General features: G+C 56.6%; 17 protein-coding genes and 1 tRNA gene. 10 read left to right on the forward strand and 8 right to left on the reverse strand.

Annotated elements, in window-relative coordinates; all coding sequences use genetic code 11:
* Positions 1–2 precede the first annotated feature (2 nt).
* Complete coding sequence (locus tag IEX10_RS11705) at positions 3–731, forward strand: sulfite exporter TauE/SafE family protein (RefSeq protein WP_268237046.1); 729 nt, start codon at positions 3–5, stop codon at positions 729–731.
* 4 nt (positions 732–735) lie between these two features.
* Here IEX10_RS11705 and IEX10_RS11710 read toward each other — a convergent pair whose 3' ends face one another.
* Positions 736–1,386: a GntR family transcriptional regulator gene (locus IEX10_RS11710; RefSeq protein ID WP_188675308.1), complete on the reverse strand. Its 651-nt coding sequence runs from the start codon at positions 1,384–1,386 to the stop codon at positions 736–738.
* Positions 1,387–1,574: 188 nt separating this feature from the next.
* Entirely contained in the window at positions 1,575–2,261 is a 687-nt protein-coding gene (locus IEX10_RS11715; RefSeq protein WP_188675310.1) for a M48 family metallopeptidase, read from the reverse strand.
* 156 nt (positions 2,262–2,417) lie between these two features.
* Here IEX10_RS11715 and IEX10_RS11720 point away from each other — a divergent pair, with 156 nt between their 5' ends.
* Positions 2,418–2,756 (forward strand): TIGR02300 family protein, encoded by a 339-nt coding sequence (locus IEX10_RS11720; protein ID WP_188675312.1) that lies wholly within the window; start codon positions 2,418–2,420, stop codon positions 2,754–2,756.
* A 75-nt stretch (positions 2,757–2,831) separates the two neighbouring features.
* A tRNA-Ala gene (locus tag IEX10_RS11725) sits at positions 2,832–2,907 on the forward strand.
* Between the two features lie 249 nt (positions 2,908–3,156).
* Here IEX10_RS11725 and IEX10_RS11730 read toward each other — a convergent pair.
* Positions 3,157–3,999, reverse strand: coding sequence for a LysR family transcriptional regulator (locus IEX10_RS11730; RefSeq protein WP_188675314.1), 843 nt, complete (start codon positions 3,997–3,999; stop codon positions 3,157–3,159).
* A 108-nt stretch (positions 4,000–4,107) separates the two neighbouring features.
* Here IEX10_RS11730 and IEX10_RS11735 point away from each other — a divergent pair, with 108 nt between their 5' ends.
* From IEX10_RS11735 to IEX10_RS11755, 5 genes are read left to right on the forward strand one after another with little or no spacing between them, the layout of a single operon-like run.
* A complete protein-coding gene (locus IEX10_RS11735; RefSeq protein WP_188675316.1) occupies positions 4,108–4,707 on the forward strand; it encodes an amino acid synthesis family protein in 600 nt (199 codons plus the stop codon).
* Entirely contained in the window at positions 4,679–5,452 is a 774-nt protein-coding gene (locus IEX10_RS11740) for an alpha/beta fold hydrolase (RefSeq protein ID WP_188675317.1), read from the forward strand. Before IEX10_RS11735 ends, IEX10_RS11740 begins: the two co-directional genes overlap by 29 nt.
* A gap of 2 nt (positions 5,453–5,454) precedes the next feature.
* Positions 5,455–5,949 carry a flavin reductase family protein gene (locus tag IEX10_RS11745; RefSeq protein ID WP_188675319.1) on the forward strand — a complete coding sequence of 165 codons (495 nt, stop codon included), beginning with the start codon at positions 5,455–5,457 and terminating at the stop codon, positions 5,947–5,949.
* A 24-nt stretch (positions 5,950–5,973) separates the two neighbouring features.
* The gene (locus tag IEX10_RS11750) at positions 5,974–7,008 is read left to right on the forward strand and encodes an LLM class flavin-dependent oxidoreductase (protein WP_188675322.1); all 1,035 of its coding nucleotides are present in this window, start codon (positions 5,974–5,976) and stop codon (positions 7,006–7,008) included.
* 8 nt (positions 7,009–7,016) lie between these two features.
* On the forward strand, positions 7,017–8,495 hold the full coding sequence (locus tag IEX10_RS11755; RefSeq protein ID WP_188675325.1) for an aldehyde dehydrogenase: 1,479 nt from the start codon (positions 7,017–7,019) through the stop codon (positions 8,493–8,495).
* Between the two features lie 8 nt (positions 8,496–8,503).
* On the opposite strand, the gene IEX10_RS11760 is transcribed toward IEX10_RS11755, so the two are convergent.
* Positions 8,504–9,709: an MFS transporter gene (locus IEX10_RS11760; RefSeq protein ID WP_188675328.1), complete on the reverse strand. Its 1,206-nt coding sequence runs from the start codon at positions 9,707–9,709 to the stop codon at positions 8,504–8,506.
* A 109-nt stretch (positions 9,710–9,818) separates the two neighbouring features.
* On the reverse strand, positions 9,819–12,008 hold the full coding sequence (locus IEX10_RS11765) for an NADP-dependent isocitrate dehydrogenase (RefSeq protein ID WP_188675331.1): 2,190 nt from the start codon (positions 12,006–12,008) through the stop codon (positions 9,819–9,821).
* Positions 12,009–12,266: 258 nt separating this feature from the next.
* On the opposite strand from IEX10_RS11765, the gene IEX10_RS11770 reads away from it, so the two are divergent.
* Together IEX10_RS11770 and IEX10_RS11775 are read left to right on the forward strand one after the other, a co-directional pair.
* A complete protein-coding gene (locus IEX10_RS11770) occupies positions 12,267–13,211 on the forward strand; it encodes a sodium:calcium antiporter (protein ID WP_188675334.1) in 945 nt (314 codons plus the stop codon).
* Positions 13,212–13,418: 207 nt separating this feature from the next.
* The gene (locus IEX10_RS11775) at positions 13,419–14,993 is read left to right on the forward strand and encodes a sensor histidine kinase (protein WP_188675337.1); all 1,575 of its coding nucleotides are present in this window, start codon (positions 13,419–13,421) and stop codon (positions 14,991–14,993) included.
* Between the two features lie 163 nt (positions 14,994–15,156).
* Here the strand turns inward: IEX10_RS11775 and IEX10_RS11780 are convergent, their stop codons facing one another.
* Genes IEX10_RS11780 through tatB form a run of 3 tightly spaced genes read right to left on the reverse strand, consistent with a single transcriptional unit; the run spans position 15,157 to position 17,579 of the window.
* Complete coding sequence (locus IEX10_RS11780) at positions 15,157–16,002, reverse strand: ATP-binding protein (RefSeq protein ID WP_188675340.1); 846 nt, start codon at positions 16,000–16,002, stop codon at positions 15,157–15,159.
* Positions 16,003–16,005: 3 nt separating this feature from the next.
* On the reverse strand, positions 16,006–16,890 hold the full coding sequence (gene tatC, locus IEX10_RS11785) for a twin-arginine translocase subunit TatC (protein WP_229678557.1): 885 nt from the start codon (positions 16,888–16,890) through the stop codon (positions 16,006–16,008).
* Complete coding sequence (tatB, locus tag IEX10_RS11790) at positions 16,884–17,579, reverse strand: Sec-independent protein translocase protein TatB (RefSeq protein WP_188675345.1); 696 nt, start codon at positions 17,577–17,579, stop codon at positions 16,884–16,886. Before tatB ends, tatC begins: the two co-directional genes overlap by 7 nt.

A 17,579-nucleotide genomic window follows, 5' to 3' on the forward strand; every position in this document is an offset into this window, starting at 1 on the left:
TAGTGGAACTCGCTCTTTTAGCCGCCGGCGCGCTCGCTGGCGGCTTTGTGAATGGACTGACAGGATTCGGCTTTGCCTTGATGTCTGCCGGATTTTGGCTGATCGTGCTTCCCCCGACAACGGTTGTGCCGCTGATGGCCGCCTGCATGACCTGTGGTCAATTGCTGACCATGCCGCGTATCTGGCGGATGATAGAGGTGAAACGCGCCCTCCCTTTAACACTGGGTGGGTTGATCGGTGTGCCCTTCGGGATCGCCCTGTTGCCCCATGTGCCACTGCCCCAGTTCAAAGCGGGGGTGGCCCTGCTGATTTGTCTCAACCTGCTGTTCGTTCTGGTCCTGCAAAACCGCCTATCCCTGCCCCGCAGCGCAGAGCGGTTTCATTTCCCAATTGGTATTCTGTCCGGTGTGTTTGGAGGGATTTCCGCGCTATCCGGCGTCGTCACAACCATTTGGGCCGGATTGTTCGGCTGGACCAAACAAGAAAAACGCGGGGTATTTCAGGCGTTTAACCTGTCGATGGGGTTGTTCTCGCTCAGTCTGTTTGCCTATTGGGGATACCTCGACAAACAGTTTTTTTACACAGCCCTGTTTGTCATCCCACTGACTATGCTTGCCGCGACAATCGGTCTGCGGGTGTTTGAGCGGATGGGCAATGCAGGCTTCACCAAGCTTATAAATCTGCTGCTCGGCCTGTCGGCACTGAACCTGTTGGTATCGGTGTTTTTCTGAACGCCTAACTGCCGAGCATTCGCAAGCCTTGGGTCACATCAGCCCGAATAGCCAGCTTAAGCCCCGGTTCATCCCCCGCCCGCAAAGCCGCAATCGCGGTACGGTGGTTTCCGGCGGCATTGGGCCTCTGCAAGCGGGCGTAAAGCGCGCTCATGGTCGGGCCAAGCTGCAACCAGACCGTTTCCACCATCGCCAGCATCGCCGGAGCCTGCGCACGCAGATAAAGCGTGCGGTGAAACTCCAGATTGCTGCGAATATACCCCACGGCATCCTTTTTTACGATCATCTGTTCAATGGTCGTGTTGATGTTCTGCAAACGCTCGATCAGTGCCAGATGCGCCCGCGGTTGGGCCCGCGCGGCAAGTTCCGGTTCCAGCAGCGCCCGGATAGAAGCCAGTTCTTCGATCCGTTCGGTGCTAAGCTGGGGGGCAGACACACGGCCGGTTTTAGACAGGGACAACGCACCTTCCGCTGTCAGGCGGCGCACCGCCTCGCGTGCGGGTGTCATTGACACGCCGTAGGTTTCAGCAATGCCCCGTATGGTAAGCGCCTGCCCCGGAGTGATCTCTCCGTGCATGATTTCAGAACGCAGCGCGCGGAAAACCCGCTCGTGGGTCGGGGTGGTGGTTTCTGCGGGGCGGTCTGGTTTTGTCATGGCTTTTTGTGATCACACTGACTGTCTTTGTCAATGACAGAGACCCGATGTTTCTGATCACCCTGCAAATATGAAGCGTCATAAATGAAGCGTCTTGTATCACGCGTCATATATGAAGCTTCTTAAATGAAGCGTCATATATGCAGTGTCATAAAAAGAAACGAACCACGAAAACCGCCCAGAAATCCTCACAGAACAACGCGGTGTAACTGCGCTCCGTGGTCTCGCAACCATTGCCTTTGCGCCTGATAGTCCGGATAGACCGCCGCGACATTGGCCCAATAGGCTGCGGAATGGTTCATCTCCAGCAGGTGACACACCTCATGTGCTGCGACATAGTCCTGCACCGCGCGGGGCGCCATAACCAGCCGCCATGAATACATTAAATTGCCATCACTGGTGCAGGAGCCCCAACGGGACCGCGTATCCCGCAGGGTAATCCGTGAAACTTTCCGCCCCACCTGTGCTGCATAGCGCTCCGATGCATCAGACAGCCGGTCCCGCGCCATCGTCTTAAGATAGGCACGCAACTTGCCGGCCAACTGCTCTGGTGTTCCTGGAACTGCCAATCCCTCAGCATTAAACACCACACGACGTCCCTGCCCTTGCAACAGCAAAACCGGCGCACCGTCGATCAGAATCGTTCCGCCAAACACCGGCACAATCCGGTCGGGCTGCTTGTCGAGATGCTTGCGCATCCAGCCTTCCTGCGCGGTTGCAAACGCCAGCGCATCACGTTTCGCCGCGCGTTTTGGCATGGTCAGGCTCACCGTGCCGTCCACATTGGAAATCCGCAGCGAAAACCGCCTCGCCCGCGCGGATTTCTTCAACACTACAGCAATGGGCGGCGCCCCGATTTCAAAACTCTCTGACATGGGCATATCCTTAGCGCCACCTGTACCAGAGGCAATCCAAAAGCGAGGAGCGGAGCCCTGGCACAGTAAAAATCCCCATTCAGCCTTTGACAACCCTCTTGCTCTATGGCAGTTGGCTGCGATACTCGCAAAAACAGTGTACCAAGGGGTTATCCAATGGCAAAAGAAGAATGGGGAGTGAAACGCGTTTGCCCTGAAACCGGCAAGCGTTTCTACGATCTCGGCAAAGACCCGGTCGTCAGCCCCTACACCGGGAAAGAATATCCTCTGTCCCAGTTCGTGTCCGACAAGTCCAAAACGTCCATGGCCGACAAAGAAGACAAATCCGCGATCAAGAAAGCCACCGAGGCTGAAGAATCCGATGATCTCGATGTGCTCGATGATGACGACGACGTGGATGTGGATCTGGGCGATGACGTGCTCGAAGATGACGACGACGAGACCGTTCCGCTGGAAGAAATTGCGGATGTTGCATCTTCGGATGACGATAGCTGAAAAAAAATGGATTTTCCGCTTGCACCTGCAAGCGGGTTTTCCTAAACACCACAGGCGCACTGCAGAGTGCGCATCGGGGCCTTAGCTCAGCTGGGAGAGCGCTTCGCTGGCAGCGAAGAGGTCAGGAGTTCGATCCTCCTAGGCTCCACCAAAACTTTCTTACATTTATGTTTGTTTTGCGTGGGTTACGGAGAAATCCGACCCGCCCCCGATGTTCGGGGCATTATTGGCACTGCGCAACATTCGCGCAGAAGCAGATCGGATTTTCGCTGGTCGCGGATCGGTACTTTTGCCTGTTCATTCAGGCGGCTCCGCTAACCCACAGCTAAATCGATCAGACGAATCCCCCTCCCCTTCAGCCCCAAGTTTGGCCAGTGTTCCACACATCTGCGCCCGTCTTCTAATGCGGCGATTCTTCCAGCATCCAGTCCCGAAACACCATCGCGGTTGTGTTGCGCGGATCGGCACGCAGGTAATACCCCTCCTGTGATGGTGCGATATGGGAATCGGCCAGCACGAGCGTTCCAGAGTCCAGCGCGGGTTGGGACAGTGCCTCGCTCACTAGGGCCACACCGTTGCCATGCACCGCCATGTTGAGCGCGGCACCAAAGGAATCCACATAGATTCGCGGCGCAAGGTCCAAATTCCGTCCCTCTTGCCAATTTTTCCATCCCGAAGACGTGCCGACAGCCTCGATCAGGGGCAGACGCTCCAGCGGCCCGTCCAATGCAGGGGACTTCATCGCCACCAGCCCGTTTGGTTCCAACAGCACAGCCCCCTGACCGAATTGTTTTTCCGATCCGAAAGGAATTTCCACATCCGCGCTAATTGAATTAAAATCATCCGGCCAAATCGTGCTGAGAAACCGGAAACGCACATCAGGATGGCGCATCCTGAATGTCGCGAGTCGCGGCGCAATAAACCACTGCGCCACCGTTACCGAGGTCGCAATCGTCAGCAGGTTCTGCGTTGTACCGATCTCAAACGATCGCGCCGCTGCCCCCAGTGTTTCGAGCGCTGATGTCACCTGCGGCATCAGCTTGCGCCCGTCATCTGTGATCATCAAGCCTCTCGCTTGGCGCACAAAAAGCGCCACCCCAAGGCGGCTTTCCAATGATTTCACCTGCTGGCTGACAGCGGATTGAGTCATGCCGATTTCTTCAGCAGCGGCGGTAAAACTCAGGTGGCGGGCGGCGGCCTCGAACGCGCGAAACCACGTCAACGGCGGCAGGGATTTTGCCATGGTCAATCCATCCATTAGTAAAGCTAATACCTAAGCCTGCGAATCCTTCGTTTGTCAATTCTCGGCCATAGCGCGATGATCCTTTCAACGCTTTTAAGGAACATCCCAATGACCCCAGAAATCCGAAAGATCGTCACCTTTGATGAGGAAGTCCTCGTGGAAGGTTTCAAACCCGCACAAACACCGTGGCGCATGTTTGCCGTGGCGGCTGTGGTGAAAAACCCTTGGGCCGGTCGCTATGTGGAGGATCTGAAACCGGAAATCATGGCCTACGGCCCCGTCTTGGGGGAGCTGTTAACAGAGCGGATGATCACGCTGGCCGGATCCGGCGACAATATCGAGGCCTATGGCAAAGCTGCTGTTGTCGGACTGAACGGAGAGATCGAACACGCATCCGGCCTGATCCACACCCTGCGCTTTGGCAATCACTACCGCGAGGCGGTTGGTGCGAAATCCTACCTTGCATTCACCAACACACGCGGCGGGGCCAACGCGCCGATTGCCGTGCCGCTGATGGATAAAAACGATGCGGGTCGCCGCTCTTATTATCTGACTGTGCAATTCGCCATCCCTGACGCCCCGCGCGACGATGAAATCGTCGTGGTGCTTGGCGCGGCCACCAGCGGGCGTCCGCACCACCGTATCGGAGACCGCTATCAGGATTTGAAGGATTTGGGTCATGACCTGGACAATCCGGCCGCGGTCTAAAATCGGCGCTCTGGCGGCGATCACCGCAGGAGAAGGCCCGCTTGTGGTGCTGATCCACGGCGTTGGTTTACGCGCAGAGGCTTGGGGCGCACAGATTGACGCGCTCGCCAAAAGCCACCGCGTTGTTGCGGTGGATATGCCGGGCCACGGGAAAAGCGCGCGATTGGCGGGCACCCCGACACTCGCGGCGTATACCGACCGGATTGCAGAAGTGATCGACGGGCCGGCCACGGTGATCGGCCACTCTTTCGGAGCGATGATCGCGCTTGATCTGGCGATCCGGTATCGGGCCAAGGTTTCGCGTTTGGCAGCGCTGAACGCGATCTACCACCGCAGCCCGCAAGCACGCCAGGCCGTTCTTGCCCGTGCAGACAGTCTGGACGGTGAAAGCCACGCCGATCCGGCAGGGCCTCTCGAACGGTGGTTCGGACCTACCGCATCCACGGCACGATCGGCTTGCGAAGTCTGGCTGCGGGACGCTGATCCGGCGGGCTACCGTGATGCCTACCGCGTTTTTGCGCAGGAGAACGGAGCGCAGGACGATTATCTGCGATCCCTGCCCTGTCCGGCGCTGTTCCTGACGGGTGGGCAGGAACCGAATTCCACGCCTGCCATGTCGCAACAAATGGCGGCTTTGGTCCCGCACGGTCGGGCGGAAATCTTGCCAGATGCGGCACATATGGCCCCGATGACCCACGGGGATGACGTGAACAGAATTTTAACCGATTTCATGAAGGAGGCGTAGCGATGCAAACCATCGACCCGAAAGAATTGCGTGTAGCCTTTAGCAGCTACCCCACCGGCGTCACCGTGGTGACGGCACGGCGCGCTGACGGCACGCCGGTCGGTTTTACCGCCAATTCTTTTTCTTCTGTATCGCTCGACCCGCCGCTTTTGCTGGTTTGTCCGGGCAAATTCCTCTCAAGCTATTCAGCTTTCGCCGAATGCACCCGTTTTGCGGTCAACGTGCTGGCACAGGGGCAAGATGACATCGCGGATGTTTTCGCCCGCTCCAAAGGCGACCGTTTTGCGCAAGTGGCCCACCGGATTGACGCCCACGGGCTGCCGCTGATCAATAATGCCGCCGCGCAGTTTTCCTGCCAGACCCACCGGTCGATCCCGATGGGAGACCACAGCATTCTGATCGGTCAGGTGTTGGAGTTCACCCAGAACGACCCGCTTGGCCTTGGCTATGGCGGCGGTCGTTACCTCAACCTCGCCCCGCAACTCGCAGCAGAATAAACCGTTTCGTAAAGGACGCACCCGATGGATTTTTCGCTTTTCGCGCATATGGAACGCATCACACCGCAGCAGACCCACCGCAGCCTGCGGGACGAGCTGATCTCGCTGGCTAAGATGGCTGATAGCGGGGGCATGCGGGCGATCTGGACCGGCGAGCATCACGGCATGGATTTCACCATCGCGCCCAACCCGTTCCTCACACTTGTGGACCTAAGCCACCACACCAAGAACCTGCGTCTTGGGACCGGCACGGTCGTGGCCCCCTTCTGGCACCCCATCAAGCTGGCCGGAGAAGCCGCTGCCGCTGATCTGATCACCGACGGGCGTATCGAACTTGGCATCGCGCGGGGTGCTTATTCCTATGAATACGAGCGGCTTCACCCGGGACTGGACGCTTGGGAGGCTGGCCAAAGGATGCGCGAGACCGCACCATTGCTGCGCCCGCTCTGGGAGGGCGACTGTGCCCATGACGGAGAGTTCTTCCAGTTCCCGTCAACCACCTCCGCCCCCAAACCGCTGCAACTAGACGGCCCGCCGATCTGGATCGCCGCGCGGGACATTAACAGCCACAGTTTTGGCGTGGAAAACGGGTTCAACATTCAGGTGACACCGCTTTGGCAGGGGATGGGCGAAATCAAAAGCCTGATGGAGAAATTCAACGAGGCTTGCACCGCCCACAATAGTCCGCGCCCCAAAATCATGCTGCTGCATCACACCTATGTGGCCTCTGATGACGCAGACACAGCGCAGGCTGCCAAAGACCTGTCGCAGTTTTACAACTACTTTGGCGCGTGGTTCAAAAACCAGCGCCCCGTGCATCAAGGGTTGATCGAAACCCTGTCAGAGGATGAAATGGCGGCGAACACAATGATGAGCCCCGAAAACATGCAACGCGACCTGACCATAGGCACCGCGCAAGAAGTGATAGACCAGATCAAGCGCTATGAGGATCTGGGCTACGATGAATACGCCTTCTGGATCGATAGCGGCATGGATTTCGCCCGCAAGCGCGCGTCCCTTGCGCGGTTTATTGACGATGTAATGCCAGCTTTCGCTTAAGGATTAAGATGACCGATCTCCCCCATTTCCAGCTTTATATCGATGGCAGCTTCACCGAAGGACAGGATGGGCAGGTTCTACGCTCCAAAAATCCGGCCACGGGTGTGGATTGGGCGAGCTTTGCCTGCGCCAATCCTGCGGATGTAGACCGCGCAGTCAGCGCGGCGCGGCGCGTGCTGGACGATCCCACATGGCGCGATATGACCCAGACCCGACGGGGCAAGCTGCTCTATCGTTTGGCAGAATTGATAGAGGAAAACGCCCAAGCGCTTGGCCGATTAGAGACCACGGACAGTGGCAAGCTGCTGGCTGAAACCGCCAGCCAGACCGGATATGTGGGTGATTATTACCGCTATTATGCAGGGCTTGCAGATAAGATCGAGGGCGCGGTGCTGCCCATCGACAAGCCCGATATGCACGTATTTACCCGCCGCGAACCCATCGGCGTGGTGGTGGCCGTGGTGCCGTGGAATGCGCAGATGTTCCTGACGGCAACAAAACTGGGTCCGGCACTGGCGGCGGGGTGTTCGGTGGTGCTGAAAGCATCCGAAATTGCACCCGCGCCGATGCTGGAGTTTGCAAAACTGGTGGATCAGGCTGGCTTTCCTGCGGGTGTGGTGTCGGTCATCACCGGGGATGCGGAAAACTGCGCCATTCCGTTGACCCGTCACAAGGATGTGGACCGGATCGCCTTTACCGGCGGGCCGGACACAGCGCGCCATGTGGTGCGCAATTCGGCTGAAAACTTCGCTGTGACCTCGCTTGAACTGGGCGGTAAATCCCCGATCCTTGTGTTTGAGGATGCGGATCTGGATAGTGCGGCGAACGGGCTGATCGCAGGCAATTTCGGCGCTTCGGGGCAAAGCTGCGTTGCAGGATCGCGCGGGTTGGTGCAGCGCTCTGTCCTAAAAGAGCTGATCGCGCGGATCGCAAAAGCAAGCGAGGGTATCACCGTTGGCGACCCGCTGGCGGCGGACACCCATGTCGGCCCGCTGTGTACCCGCGCGCAGATAGAGAATATCACCGCGACGTTGGATAAAGCCCGCGATCAGGGGGCAGAAATCCACTTTGGCGGCGCACCGCTGGACCGCGCCGGAAATTATATGGCGCCAACACTGGTGGAATGCGGCGATCACAGCATCGAAACGCTGAACACCGAACTGTTCGGCCCCGTCATGTCGCTACTGGCGTTTGACACCGAAGAAGAGGCAATCGCGCTGGCCAACAGCACTCCTTTCGGACTCGGCTCTGGCGTGTTTACCCGGAACCTTGCCCGTGCCCACAGGGTGTCGGAGCGGTTGAAAGCGGGGATTTGCTGGGTAAACACCTACCGCGCCGTATCACCCATCGCGCCCTTTGGCGGGTCCAACCATTCAGGCTATGGCCGCGAGGCTGGCTTAGACGCAATACACGATTATACCCGTACGAAAACCACATGGATCAACACATCAGATGCGCCGATGGCCAACCCTTTTGTGATGCGTTGAACAGCCTGCTACCCGTCTTGTTGCACCTCTGATAGGCGGCTTCCGACAAACACCGCCGCGCCGCTTAGCGCTGCCATGATCCCCAGCACCAGTTGTGGTCCGGCGGCGTCTGCGATCACGCCAAAGATGCCGCCCGCCAGCAGCAGTGCGCCGATCATCGTATTGGACAGCGCCGTGTAGACCGGTTTGCGGTCATGGCTGTCCATGTCGGTCAGATGGGTTTTGCGCCCTGCCCGCGCCCCCTGATAGGCGATCTGGGCGAAGAAGACATAGGCCGCGATCAGCCAACCTCCGCCCCCCATTCCAAACAGGCCACCAACCGCGGCGAGTGCGAAGATCACACCGGACACGCCCCCCGCAACCATCAGGGTCTGGCGGCTGGAGTAATCGGCGAAGGTGCCCCACAGGTAGGACGACACAATGGATGCGATGGAGGATGCAAGGATCAGCAGCCCAAGATTGCCAAAGCCGCTTTCGCTCTCCCCGCCGCCAAGCATGATCAGGAAAGGCGGCGCCAGCGCTGTAGAGATAAGCAAGGCGCGGGTGGCGATGTACGTACGAAACTCGCTATCCTCACGCAGGGGTTGGCTTAGCCCTTTCAAGGATTGCTCTGCATCCTTCGAAGTTTCGGCTTCCGGTTCGTCGAGCGTGGTAAAGATAAAGGACGCCAGCAGCCAGAGCCCTCCGGCCAGTGCAATGGCAATTGCGATCACAGCGGGGTCTCGTGGCAGGATTTGAAAGCTCAGCAATAAAGCAAACACAAAAACCACGACCGCCGACAGGGTTCCGGCAAGGCCTGACACCCGCCCCCGACGCCCCTTTTCAACCGTGCGGGCGAGAATATCCTTGAAGCTGGCAGAACAGACCGACCGCGCCACCGCAAGAACCGCAAGGCAGAGCAGGATCGCCCAACCCGCCGCCGCACCTTCCAACAGGATCGCCGCTGCGGCCATTCCGAATGCCGCCAACCCTTGAACAGCGGCGCCACCCGCCCAGAAATATTTGCGAAGATGGCGGCGCTCCAGCATTCGGGCGAATAACAATTGTGGAAATAACGAACCGGATTCGCGCACCGGCACCAGAAAGCCGATCAGATACCCCGGCGCACCGAGCGCGTTTAGCAACCACGCAAGCACAAGTTTCGGATTGATTAGCCCATCGGCCGTTTTGGTCAGGGCCAGCGCGCTGACGTGGGTGATAAATGCTTTGTTCATGTAGCGGATATATGCCGAACTGCGACAGCCGCCAGAAAAAAGCTCCGGACACGAAAAAGCCGCGCGACGGCATCCCGACGCGCGGCTTTGGATCAAGCGGATTAGCGGCTTAGCCGATAATGCTGTTCAGCGTTTCAGATGGACGCATCACCGCAGCGGTTTTTGCGTCGTCTGTGTGGAAATACCCACCCAGATCAACCGCTTTACCCTGTGCAGCCGCCAGTTCGGAAACGATTTTATCTTCGTTTTCTGCCAGTGCCTTGGCGATCGGTTCAAAGTGGGACGCCATGTCTGCATCATCACCTTGTGCCGCAAGTGCCTCGGCCCAGTAGCGCGCAAACCAGTAGTGGCTGTCGCGGTTGTCAGGCTCTCCCACTTTGCGCGAAGGTGAGCGGTCGTTGTCGAGAATACCTTGCGTCGCCGCATCCACAGCTTCGCCCAGAACACGCGCTTTGGCATTGCCCCGTGCATCCGCAAGGAAGGTCAGGCTTTCGCCCAAGGCACAGAATTCGCCCAGAGAATCCCAGCGCAGGTGGTTTTCTTCCATCAACTGCTGAACGTGTTTCGGGGCGGACCCGCCAGCACCTGTTTCAAACAGACCGCCGCCGTTCATCAACTTGACGATGGACAACATCTTGGCCGACGTCGCCAGTTCTAAAATCGGGAACAGGTCTGTCAGGTAATCCCGCAGCACGTTACCGGTGATGGCAATGGTGTTTTCGCCTTTGGTGATGGTTTCAAGGCTGGCACGGGTGGCTTCGCGCGGGGCCATGATCTCAAACTTGTCGGCAACGCCTTTGGTTTCAAGGATCGGCTTCACATAGGCGATCAGTTCGGCGTCATGGGCGCGGTCCGCGTCAAGCCAGAAGATCGCGCGGCAACCTTCGGCCTTTTGACGGTCAATCGCGAGGTTCACCCAGTCTTCGATCGGGGCTTTGCGCGCAGAGGCAGAACGCCAGATGTCACCAGCTTCAACCTTGTGGCTGTGCAGAACGGTACCATCGTCGAGGATCATCTTCACTGTGCCTGCTTCGGACAGTTCGAATGTGGTCGGGTGGGAGCCGTACTCTTCCGCCTTTTGCGCCATCAGGCCGATGTTCTGAACCGTACCAGCCGTGGCAGGGTTCAGTTTGCCGTTGGCTTTGAAGAACTTGATCGATTCATCGTAAACCGGCGCGTAAGAATTGTCAGGGATCACGCAGTTTGCATCGGATTCCTGCCCATCTGGCCCCCAACCTTTACCACCCGCACGGATCAGCGCAGGCATGGAGGCGTCGATGATCACATCGGACGGCACGTGCAGGTTGGTGATGCCTTTGTCGGAATCAACCATGTACATTGGTGGGCGGGAGTCCATGCAGGCTTTGATGTCGGCCATGATCTCGTCATTGCCAGCAACATTCGCCATCAATGCACCCAGACCGGAGTTCGGGTTCACACCCAGTTCTTTCAGGGCTTCGCCGTGCTTTTCAAACACCGGCGCAAGGTAGGCTTTTACAGCATGGCCAAAGATGATCGGGTCAGAGACCTTCATCATGGTGGCTTTCATGTGAAGCGAGAACAGCGTGCCTTCGGCTTTGGTCTTCTCGATCTCATCCGCCAGAAACGCATCCAGTGCAGCCGCGCTCATGTATGTGGCGTCAACCACGGTGCCAGCCGGATAGGACAGACCGTCCTTCAGAACAGTTTCGCCATTTGCGGTTTCCAGAACGATCTTCGCGCCTGTTTCCTTGTCAAGAGTAGCCGAAACTTCGTTAGAGAAGAAATCACCGCCCGACATGGACGCAACGCGGGTCTTGCTGTCTGCGGTCCATTCACCCATGCGGTGGGGGTTGTTCTGGGCAAAGCTTTTCACCGCTTTGGCCGCACGACGGTCAGAGTTGCCTTCGCGCAGGACAGGGTTCACAGCCGAGCCTTTCAGCGTGTCATATTTTGCGCGAATTTCCTTTTCCGCGTCGCTGGAAGGCGTTTCTGGATAATCTGGCAGCGCGTACCCTTGTGTCTGAAGCTCTTTCACGGCGGCAACCAGTTGTGGTACCGAAGCCGAGATATTTGGCAGTTTGATGACATTGGCTTCTGCGGTCTTCACCAGACGGCCCAGCTCTGCGAGATCATCGGACTGGCGTTGGTCCTCTTTCAGATGCTCGGGGAAAGTTGCCAGAATGCGCCCGGCAAGGCTGATGTCCTTTGTGCCAACGGAAACACCTGCGGCCGCGGCGAATTTCTGGATGATCGGCAGGAAGGATGCGGAAGCCAGTTCCGGCGCTTCATCCACTTTGGTGTAGATAATATCTGACATGGGAAACCTCTCGAATGTTGCTCGCTGCCTCATAACGGATAGATCCGGTGAAGTCGATAGTATACCGTTGCATACAGAGCGAAAACTTGCGGAACAGGAAAATTGTCTCATTAAACGAGTGGTGAACCTGTCTTTTCCGATGTTAAAGCAACGAGACGCAGATGTTTTTAATCCGCCCCCTTGCACCCCGCTGGCGGGGGCACTACCTCAAGCGGAAATGCCGGAATAACACGAGTGGGATAAGCCTTGGGCCAATCAATGATTTTTTTGCTGGCGGCTCTCCCTCTGTGCCTCGCCATTGTGGTGGTATCCGCCGGATTTTTCGTTAAAGGCGCAGTCTCTATTGCACACCGCCTGTCTGTGCCGGAGTTTCTGGTCGGCTCGGTGATCGTAGCCATCGGCACATCCGCCCCCGAAGTTGCAATTAACGTGTCTGCGGTGCTGGAAGGTGCCGGGGATATTGTGATTTCCAACATTGTTGGATCCAATATTGTGAACATCGGTCTGGGTGTCGGTCTTGCGGGCTTCATGCTGAGCTTTGATCGGGCGCGACCCGAATATATGAAGAGCATTCTGGTTGGCCTGCTTGGCACGGTTGCCTTGCTCGCCAACACGATCCTCACCAGCAACGGCATGGTGTCTTCCCACTTTGGCCTTTTGTACTCTGCGCTGATCCTGATCATTTTCGCCTATTACATGTACAGTTCCATCAAGAACGCAGATGGTTCGGACGATGAGGAAATCGACGCGGGCGCCCCGCTTTGGCTCGCCCTGATCTTTGTGGTTGGCGGCGCGATTGCTATGGCTTTCTTTTCGGATATGGCCGTCCATTTCGCGGTGTCCCTGTCCAAAAGTATGGGCATTTCCGAAGCTGTTATCGGCGCGACAGTTATTGCCGCAGGTGGCAGCCTGCCGGAAGTCTCCTCGTGCATTGCAGCAGCGCGGATCAAGCGTCCAAATCTGATTCTGGGCAATGTTGCTGGCAGCCAGATTTTCAATATTCTCGGCATACTTGGCCTGTCCGGCCTGATCCGCCCGTTTGACTATTCAACGGTGCTTTGGGTGGACATCGCGATCCTTGCGGCAATGACCGTGTTCCTACTAGCCTGCATTCGCTACTTCGCATTGCGCCGCTTTATTGGCACGTTGCTGTTCGGGTCATACGCCTGCTACGCTGGTTACCTGATCTATATTTCCACCTGACAATAAGGGGGCGCGGTTCAGCAGATCGGGGATCATCTGCGAGCCATAACTTTAGGCCGGATTTGCGTATTCTGTGCCAACATCTAATGGTGTGTTTCACCTGCAACTACCAAGACTGAAATAGCCGCATCACTAACTTCAGTTCGCCGCAGTTGCGCCACTATTGTTTATCATAGTGTGCAAAAATACCGCCAAGAAAGACATTATATGTTAACCGTCCTCCATTCAGTACATTCCGAACACGACATCGCGCTAGTGCTCCTTGCGGCTCTGTTATGCACCTTTGGCAGTTGGGTCGTGTCCAGCTTGTACCGACACGCCTTGCGTCGCCCGAACACGCAGGCTGTGATCTGGTATTTTGTGGCGGCTGTCACGTCGGGCATCGCGATTTGGTGCACACATTTCATCGCTATCCTCGCGTATCAACCCAATGCGCCCGTCAGTTTTAATTTAAATCTGACCTTCGCCTCTCTGATGATCGCAATTCTTGGCTGCACGATCGGCATCATGACCGCGGGCATGTTTAAAACCAAGCTTACCACAGTCATTGGCGGTACCATATTCGGGCTGTCCGTGTCTGCTATGCACTACACGGGAATGGTCGCCTATCGGGTCGACGGGATTGTCACTTGGGACAAGACCTATCTGGTCGCATCCGTAATCCTCGCGGTGTTGCTGTCTACTTTGGCCCTGTTCTTGGGCGGCAAACGGAGAAACCGCTCGACTGCGGGAATGACAATTGCGCTAAGTCTTGGAATCATTGCACTGCATTTCACTGGCGTGGCTGCGTTCAATGTGATCCCGTTCGAATTTTCAGCGGGCTTCTCTAATCCGGACGAGTTCAAACTGATCGCTTTTGTCATCGCCGGAACAGCAAGCATGATCGTTCTTGGGGGGCTCTTTACCTACTACGTTGAGAATCGCACCCGAATGGAGAGCATTGAAGAGCTGCGCAAAGCACGGGACGAAGCCGAAAGCGCAAGCCGTGCAAAATCCGAATTCATGAGCGTGCTCAGCCATGAGCTGCGCACCCCCCTGACAATCATCATCGGCTACGCCGGTTTCCTGTCGGTTCTTAAAGATAAAACCACAAGCAAACTGAAGCCTGGTGAACCGATAACTGAAACCCACTTCAATACTGTTGGTGATCAGGCGCAGCAGTACGGCGAACGGGTCAAGGTCGCAGGTAAACATCTTTTAACTATCATCAACGAAATCCTCGATTACACCAGCATTGAGCTGAACGACATTACGTTAGCTAAAACCGCATTCGATCCACGCGAAGTGCTGGTCGAGGTTCAAGACCAGTTTAAAGGCCTTGCTGGCGAGAAGAACACCATGTTGGAAATTGAATGCGATGAAATGACTGTGATGGCTGACCGCAGCCGGTGCCAGCAAATCCTGATCAACCTGATCGGCAACGCGCTGAAATTTTCCCAAGCCTCGAAAATCTCTGTCCGTGCGAAACTGCAAGGCAAGGGTTTCCGGTTTGAAGTGGAAGACAACGGGCGTGGTATTCCACAGAAGGATCTAGAACTGATCTTTCAGGCCTTCACGCAGCTTGAAGACTCGGACAATCGCAAAGAAGGCGGCACAGGACTCGGCCTTTCGATCAGCAAAAAACTATCCGTTGCCCACGGCGGCGAAATCAACGTCGAGAGCAAAGTTGGCTCTGGAACGAAATTTTCCGTCGTCATTCCCGATAGCCTCGTGACGGAGAAAGTTGAAACGCGGAACGTCAGGGCGGACTACAAAGAGAGAAACATCACCCTTGCAGCGTAGCCAAGGCGCTGTCGAACTCCCCTACTCCTTTCCCGTCAAAAATGGCGGTAAGCCGCGTTACACAAAAGAAAAGCGCCCTAGGGCGCTTTTTTGTTTCCACCAGAAATCGAAGGTTTTGCCGTGCTGTATAAGGTCTTTCCTAGCAAGTGAAGCGTGACAAGCTTCAGCTTAGTTGCAAGCCGCGCCGTGCGGCCAGATCGACAACATATTGCCATGCCACCCGCCCCGAACGGTTTCCACGGGTTTGTTGCCATTCTATTGCCTCGGCGCGCAAATCCTCATCCGTAATCTTGATCCCGTATTCGTCACAATAGCCGCGGATCATCGCGAGGTACTGGTCCTGATCGCAAGGGTGAAAGCCCAGCCACAGGCCGAAACGGTCTGACAGAGACACTTTTTCCTCAACCGCCTCAGACGGATTGATCGCGGTGGAACGCTCGTTTTCGATCATGTCGCGGGGCATCAAGTGGCGCCGGTTAGATGTGGCATAAAACGCCACGTTCTCGGGCCGCCCCTCGATCCCGCCGTCCAAAACTGCTTTCAGCGATTTGTAGTGTGCGTCATCGTGGCCAAAGCTCAGATCATCACAGAACAGCAAGAACCGTTCGGACGCAGCGCGCAATACGTTCAGCAACCGGCCAATTGACGGCAGGTCCTCGCGTTGAACTTCGACCAGCTTCAGACCACCAACCTGACGGTTCGCTTCGGCATGAGCGGCTTTCACCAATGATGATTTACCCATGCCTCGCGCGCCCCACAAAAGGACGTTATTGGCAGGCAGACCACGCGCGAATTGCACCGTGTTCTCCATCAGAATATCGCGGGACCGGTCGATCCCGACCAGCAGACCGATATCAACGCGGTTCACCTGCGCAACCGGTTCCAGCCGGTCTGGTCCAACGTGCCAGACAAAGGCATCGGTCTGTGTGAAATCCGGTGCCGGCATCGGGCGCGGGCTGATCCGCTCCAGTGCTTCGGCAATGCGGGTCAGCGCGTCTAGCTCACTCATCGTTTATTCCATGTCTTCGGGGTGTTTTTCCATTTCGCCATCACCAGCTAGTTCATCCTCGCGCAGGCGTTCTTCCTGTTTGCGTTCGACCATAATGACCAGCCAGATCGAAATCTCATAGAGCATATAGACCACGACAAAGAGGATCATCTGGGTGATCACATCCGGCGGCGTCACAACCGCTGCCAGCACAAGAATGCCAACAACCGCGTATTTGCGCACGGAACGCAGACCTGCGGAACTGACCAGACCAGCCATCCCCATCAGGGTCAACAATACCGGAAGCTGGAAACAAATGCCAAAGGCAAAGATAAATTTCAGCGTAATATCAAGGCTTTCCTTGATCGACGGCAGGATGACAGTTTTGATTTGGGACGGATCTTGCGCCATGACATCCGCATCGTCCCCCGCCACTGCATCCGCAAGGGCGGGAATAATATCAGCGAAGCCGACGAAGAACCGCATGGCCAGCGGGGTTACAATGTAATGGGCAAAGGCCGCGCCCAGCAGAAACAACATTGGAGAGGCGACCATAAAGGGCAAAAACGCGCCCTTCTCGTTCTTGTAAAGTCCGGGCGCCACAAACCGCCAAAGCTGGTAGCCCACCACTGGAAAGGCCAACATAAAGCCGCCAAGAAAGGAGATGCGGAAGAAGGCAAAGAACTTTTCCTGCGGCGAGGTGAAAATCAGCGTCGGGTCCTGACCGTATTCAATCAGGATCTTCGCCAGAGGCCGCACCAGAAAATCCAGCAGCGGATCGGCAAAATAAAAGGTGATCATCACGCCAGCCAACAACGCATAAACGCAGTAGATCAGCCGGTTGCGCAACTCTGCCAGATGCTCGATCAGAGGGGCCGAGCTGTCTTCGATTTCATCCGTGCTCATGATTTGGTCTCAGCCGCCTTGCTGGGTTTCTTGGCCGCGGTCTTTTTCGCCGCAGCAGGTTTTTTCGCCGGTGTTTTTGATGCGCTGGTCTTGGCCGCCGCTTTCGCAGGTGCCTTGGCAGCCGCCGGTTTCTTGGCCGCCGGCTTCTTAGCAACAGCAGGCTTTTTTGCTGCAGGTTTCTTTGCCGCGGACTTCTTCGCTGCGGGTTTCTTCGCTTCAGCAGGTCTCTTGGCCGCCGCCTTTTTCGCAGGCGCTTTCACCTTAGCCGGTACAGCCGATTGAACCGTCTCCTCAACGACTTCGGAATTCTCCACCTCGGGCACCGCTTCTGGCAGCCATTTGGTTGCCGCCTTGTTCGCTTCAGCCACAGCCGCCTCACGGCGCGCTTTTTCGGCAGCAGCATCTACTTTTTCAGGCTCGAAATTCTTCTGATAGTCCTGAAAAGACTTAGTCGCATCATCCAGACCAAGGTTTTTCATAGAAGTGACGCTTTTAAGATCAGAGGCGATTTCATTCACCCCTGTGCCATCCGCCGCTTGTTCCATAGCGCGCTGGAAGTCACGGGCCATGCCCCGCGCCTTGCCCACAAACTGTCCCACTTTGCGGAACATTTGCGGCAGATCTTTTGGCCCGACCACAATCAGCGCAACCACGCCGATCACGATCATTTCAGCCATGCCAATATCAAACAT

This window comes from Neptunicoccus cionae (genome assembly GCF_014643735.1).
Classification (GTDB): Bacteria; Pseudomonadota; Alphaproteobacteria; order Rhodobacterales; family Rhodobacteraceae; genus Amylibacter; species Amylibacter cionae.

Coding starts and splice junctions, on each gene's coding strand:
- tatB (WP_188675345.1), bottom strand. CDS start 17,579: ATGTTTGATATTGGCATGGCTGAAATGATCGTGATCGGCGTGGTTGCG.
- IEX10_RS11775 (WP_188675337.1), top strand. CDS start 13,419: ATGTTAACCGTCCTCCATTCAGTACATTCCGAACACGACATCGCGCTA.
- IEX10_RS11720 (WP_188675312.1), top strand. CDS start 2,418: ATGGCAAAAGAAGAATGGGGAGTGAAACGCGTTTGCCCTGAAACCGGC.
- IEX10_RS11765 (WP_188675331.1), bottom strand. CDS start 12,008: ATGTCAGATATTATCTACACCAAAGTGGATGAAGCGCCGGAACTGGCT.
- IEX10_RS11735 (WP_188675316.1), top strand. CDS start 4,108: ATGACCCCAGAAATCCGAAAGATCGTCACCTTTGATGAGGAAGTCCTC.
- IEX10_RS11715 (WP_188675310.1), bottom strand. CDS start 2,261: ATGTCAGAGAGTTTTGAAATCGGGGCGCCGCCCATTGCTGTAGTGTTG.
- IEX10_RS11745 (WP_188675319.1), top strand. CDS start 5,455: ATGCAAACCATCGACCCGAAAGAATTGCGTGTAGCCTTTAGCAGCTAC.
- IEX10_RS11750 (WP_188675322.1), top strand. CDS start 5,974: ATGGATTTTTCGCTTTTCGCGCATATGGAACGCATCACACCGCAGCAG.
- IEX10_RS11780 (WP_188675340.1), bottom strand. CDS start 16,002: ATGAGTGAGCTAGACGCGCTGACCCGCATTGCCGAAGCACTGGAGCGG.
- IEX10_RS11770 (WP_188675334.1), top strand. CDS start 12,267: ATGATTTTTTTGCTGGCGGCTCTCCCTCTGTGCCTCGCCATTGTGGTG.
- IEX10_RS11760 (WP_188675328.1), bottom strand. CDS start 9,709: ATGAACAAAGCATTTATCACCCACGTCAGCGCGCTGGCCCTGACCAAA.
- IEX10_RS11740 (WP_188675317.1), top strand. CDS start 4,679: ATGACCTGGACAATCCGGCCGCGGTCTAAAATCGGCGCTCTGGCGGCG.
- IEX10_RS11755 (WP_188675325.1), top strand. CDS start 7,017: ATGACCGATCTCCCCCATTTCCAGCTTTATATCGATGGCAGCTTCACC.
- IEX10_RS11730 (WP_188675314.1), bottom strand. CDS start 3,999: ATGGCAAAATCCCTGCCGCCGTTGACGTGGTTTCGCGCGTTCGAGGCC.
- IEX10_RS11710 (WP_188675308.1), bottom strand. CDS start 1,386: ATGACAAAACCAGACCGCCCCGCAGAAACCACCACCCCGACCCACGAG.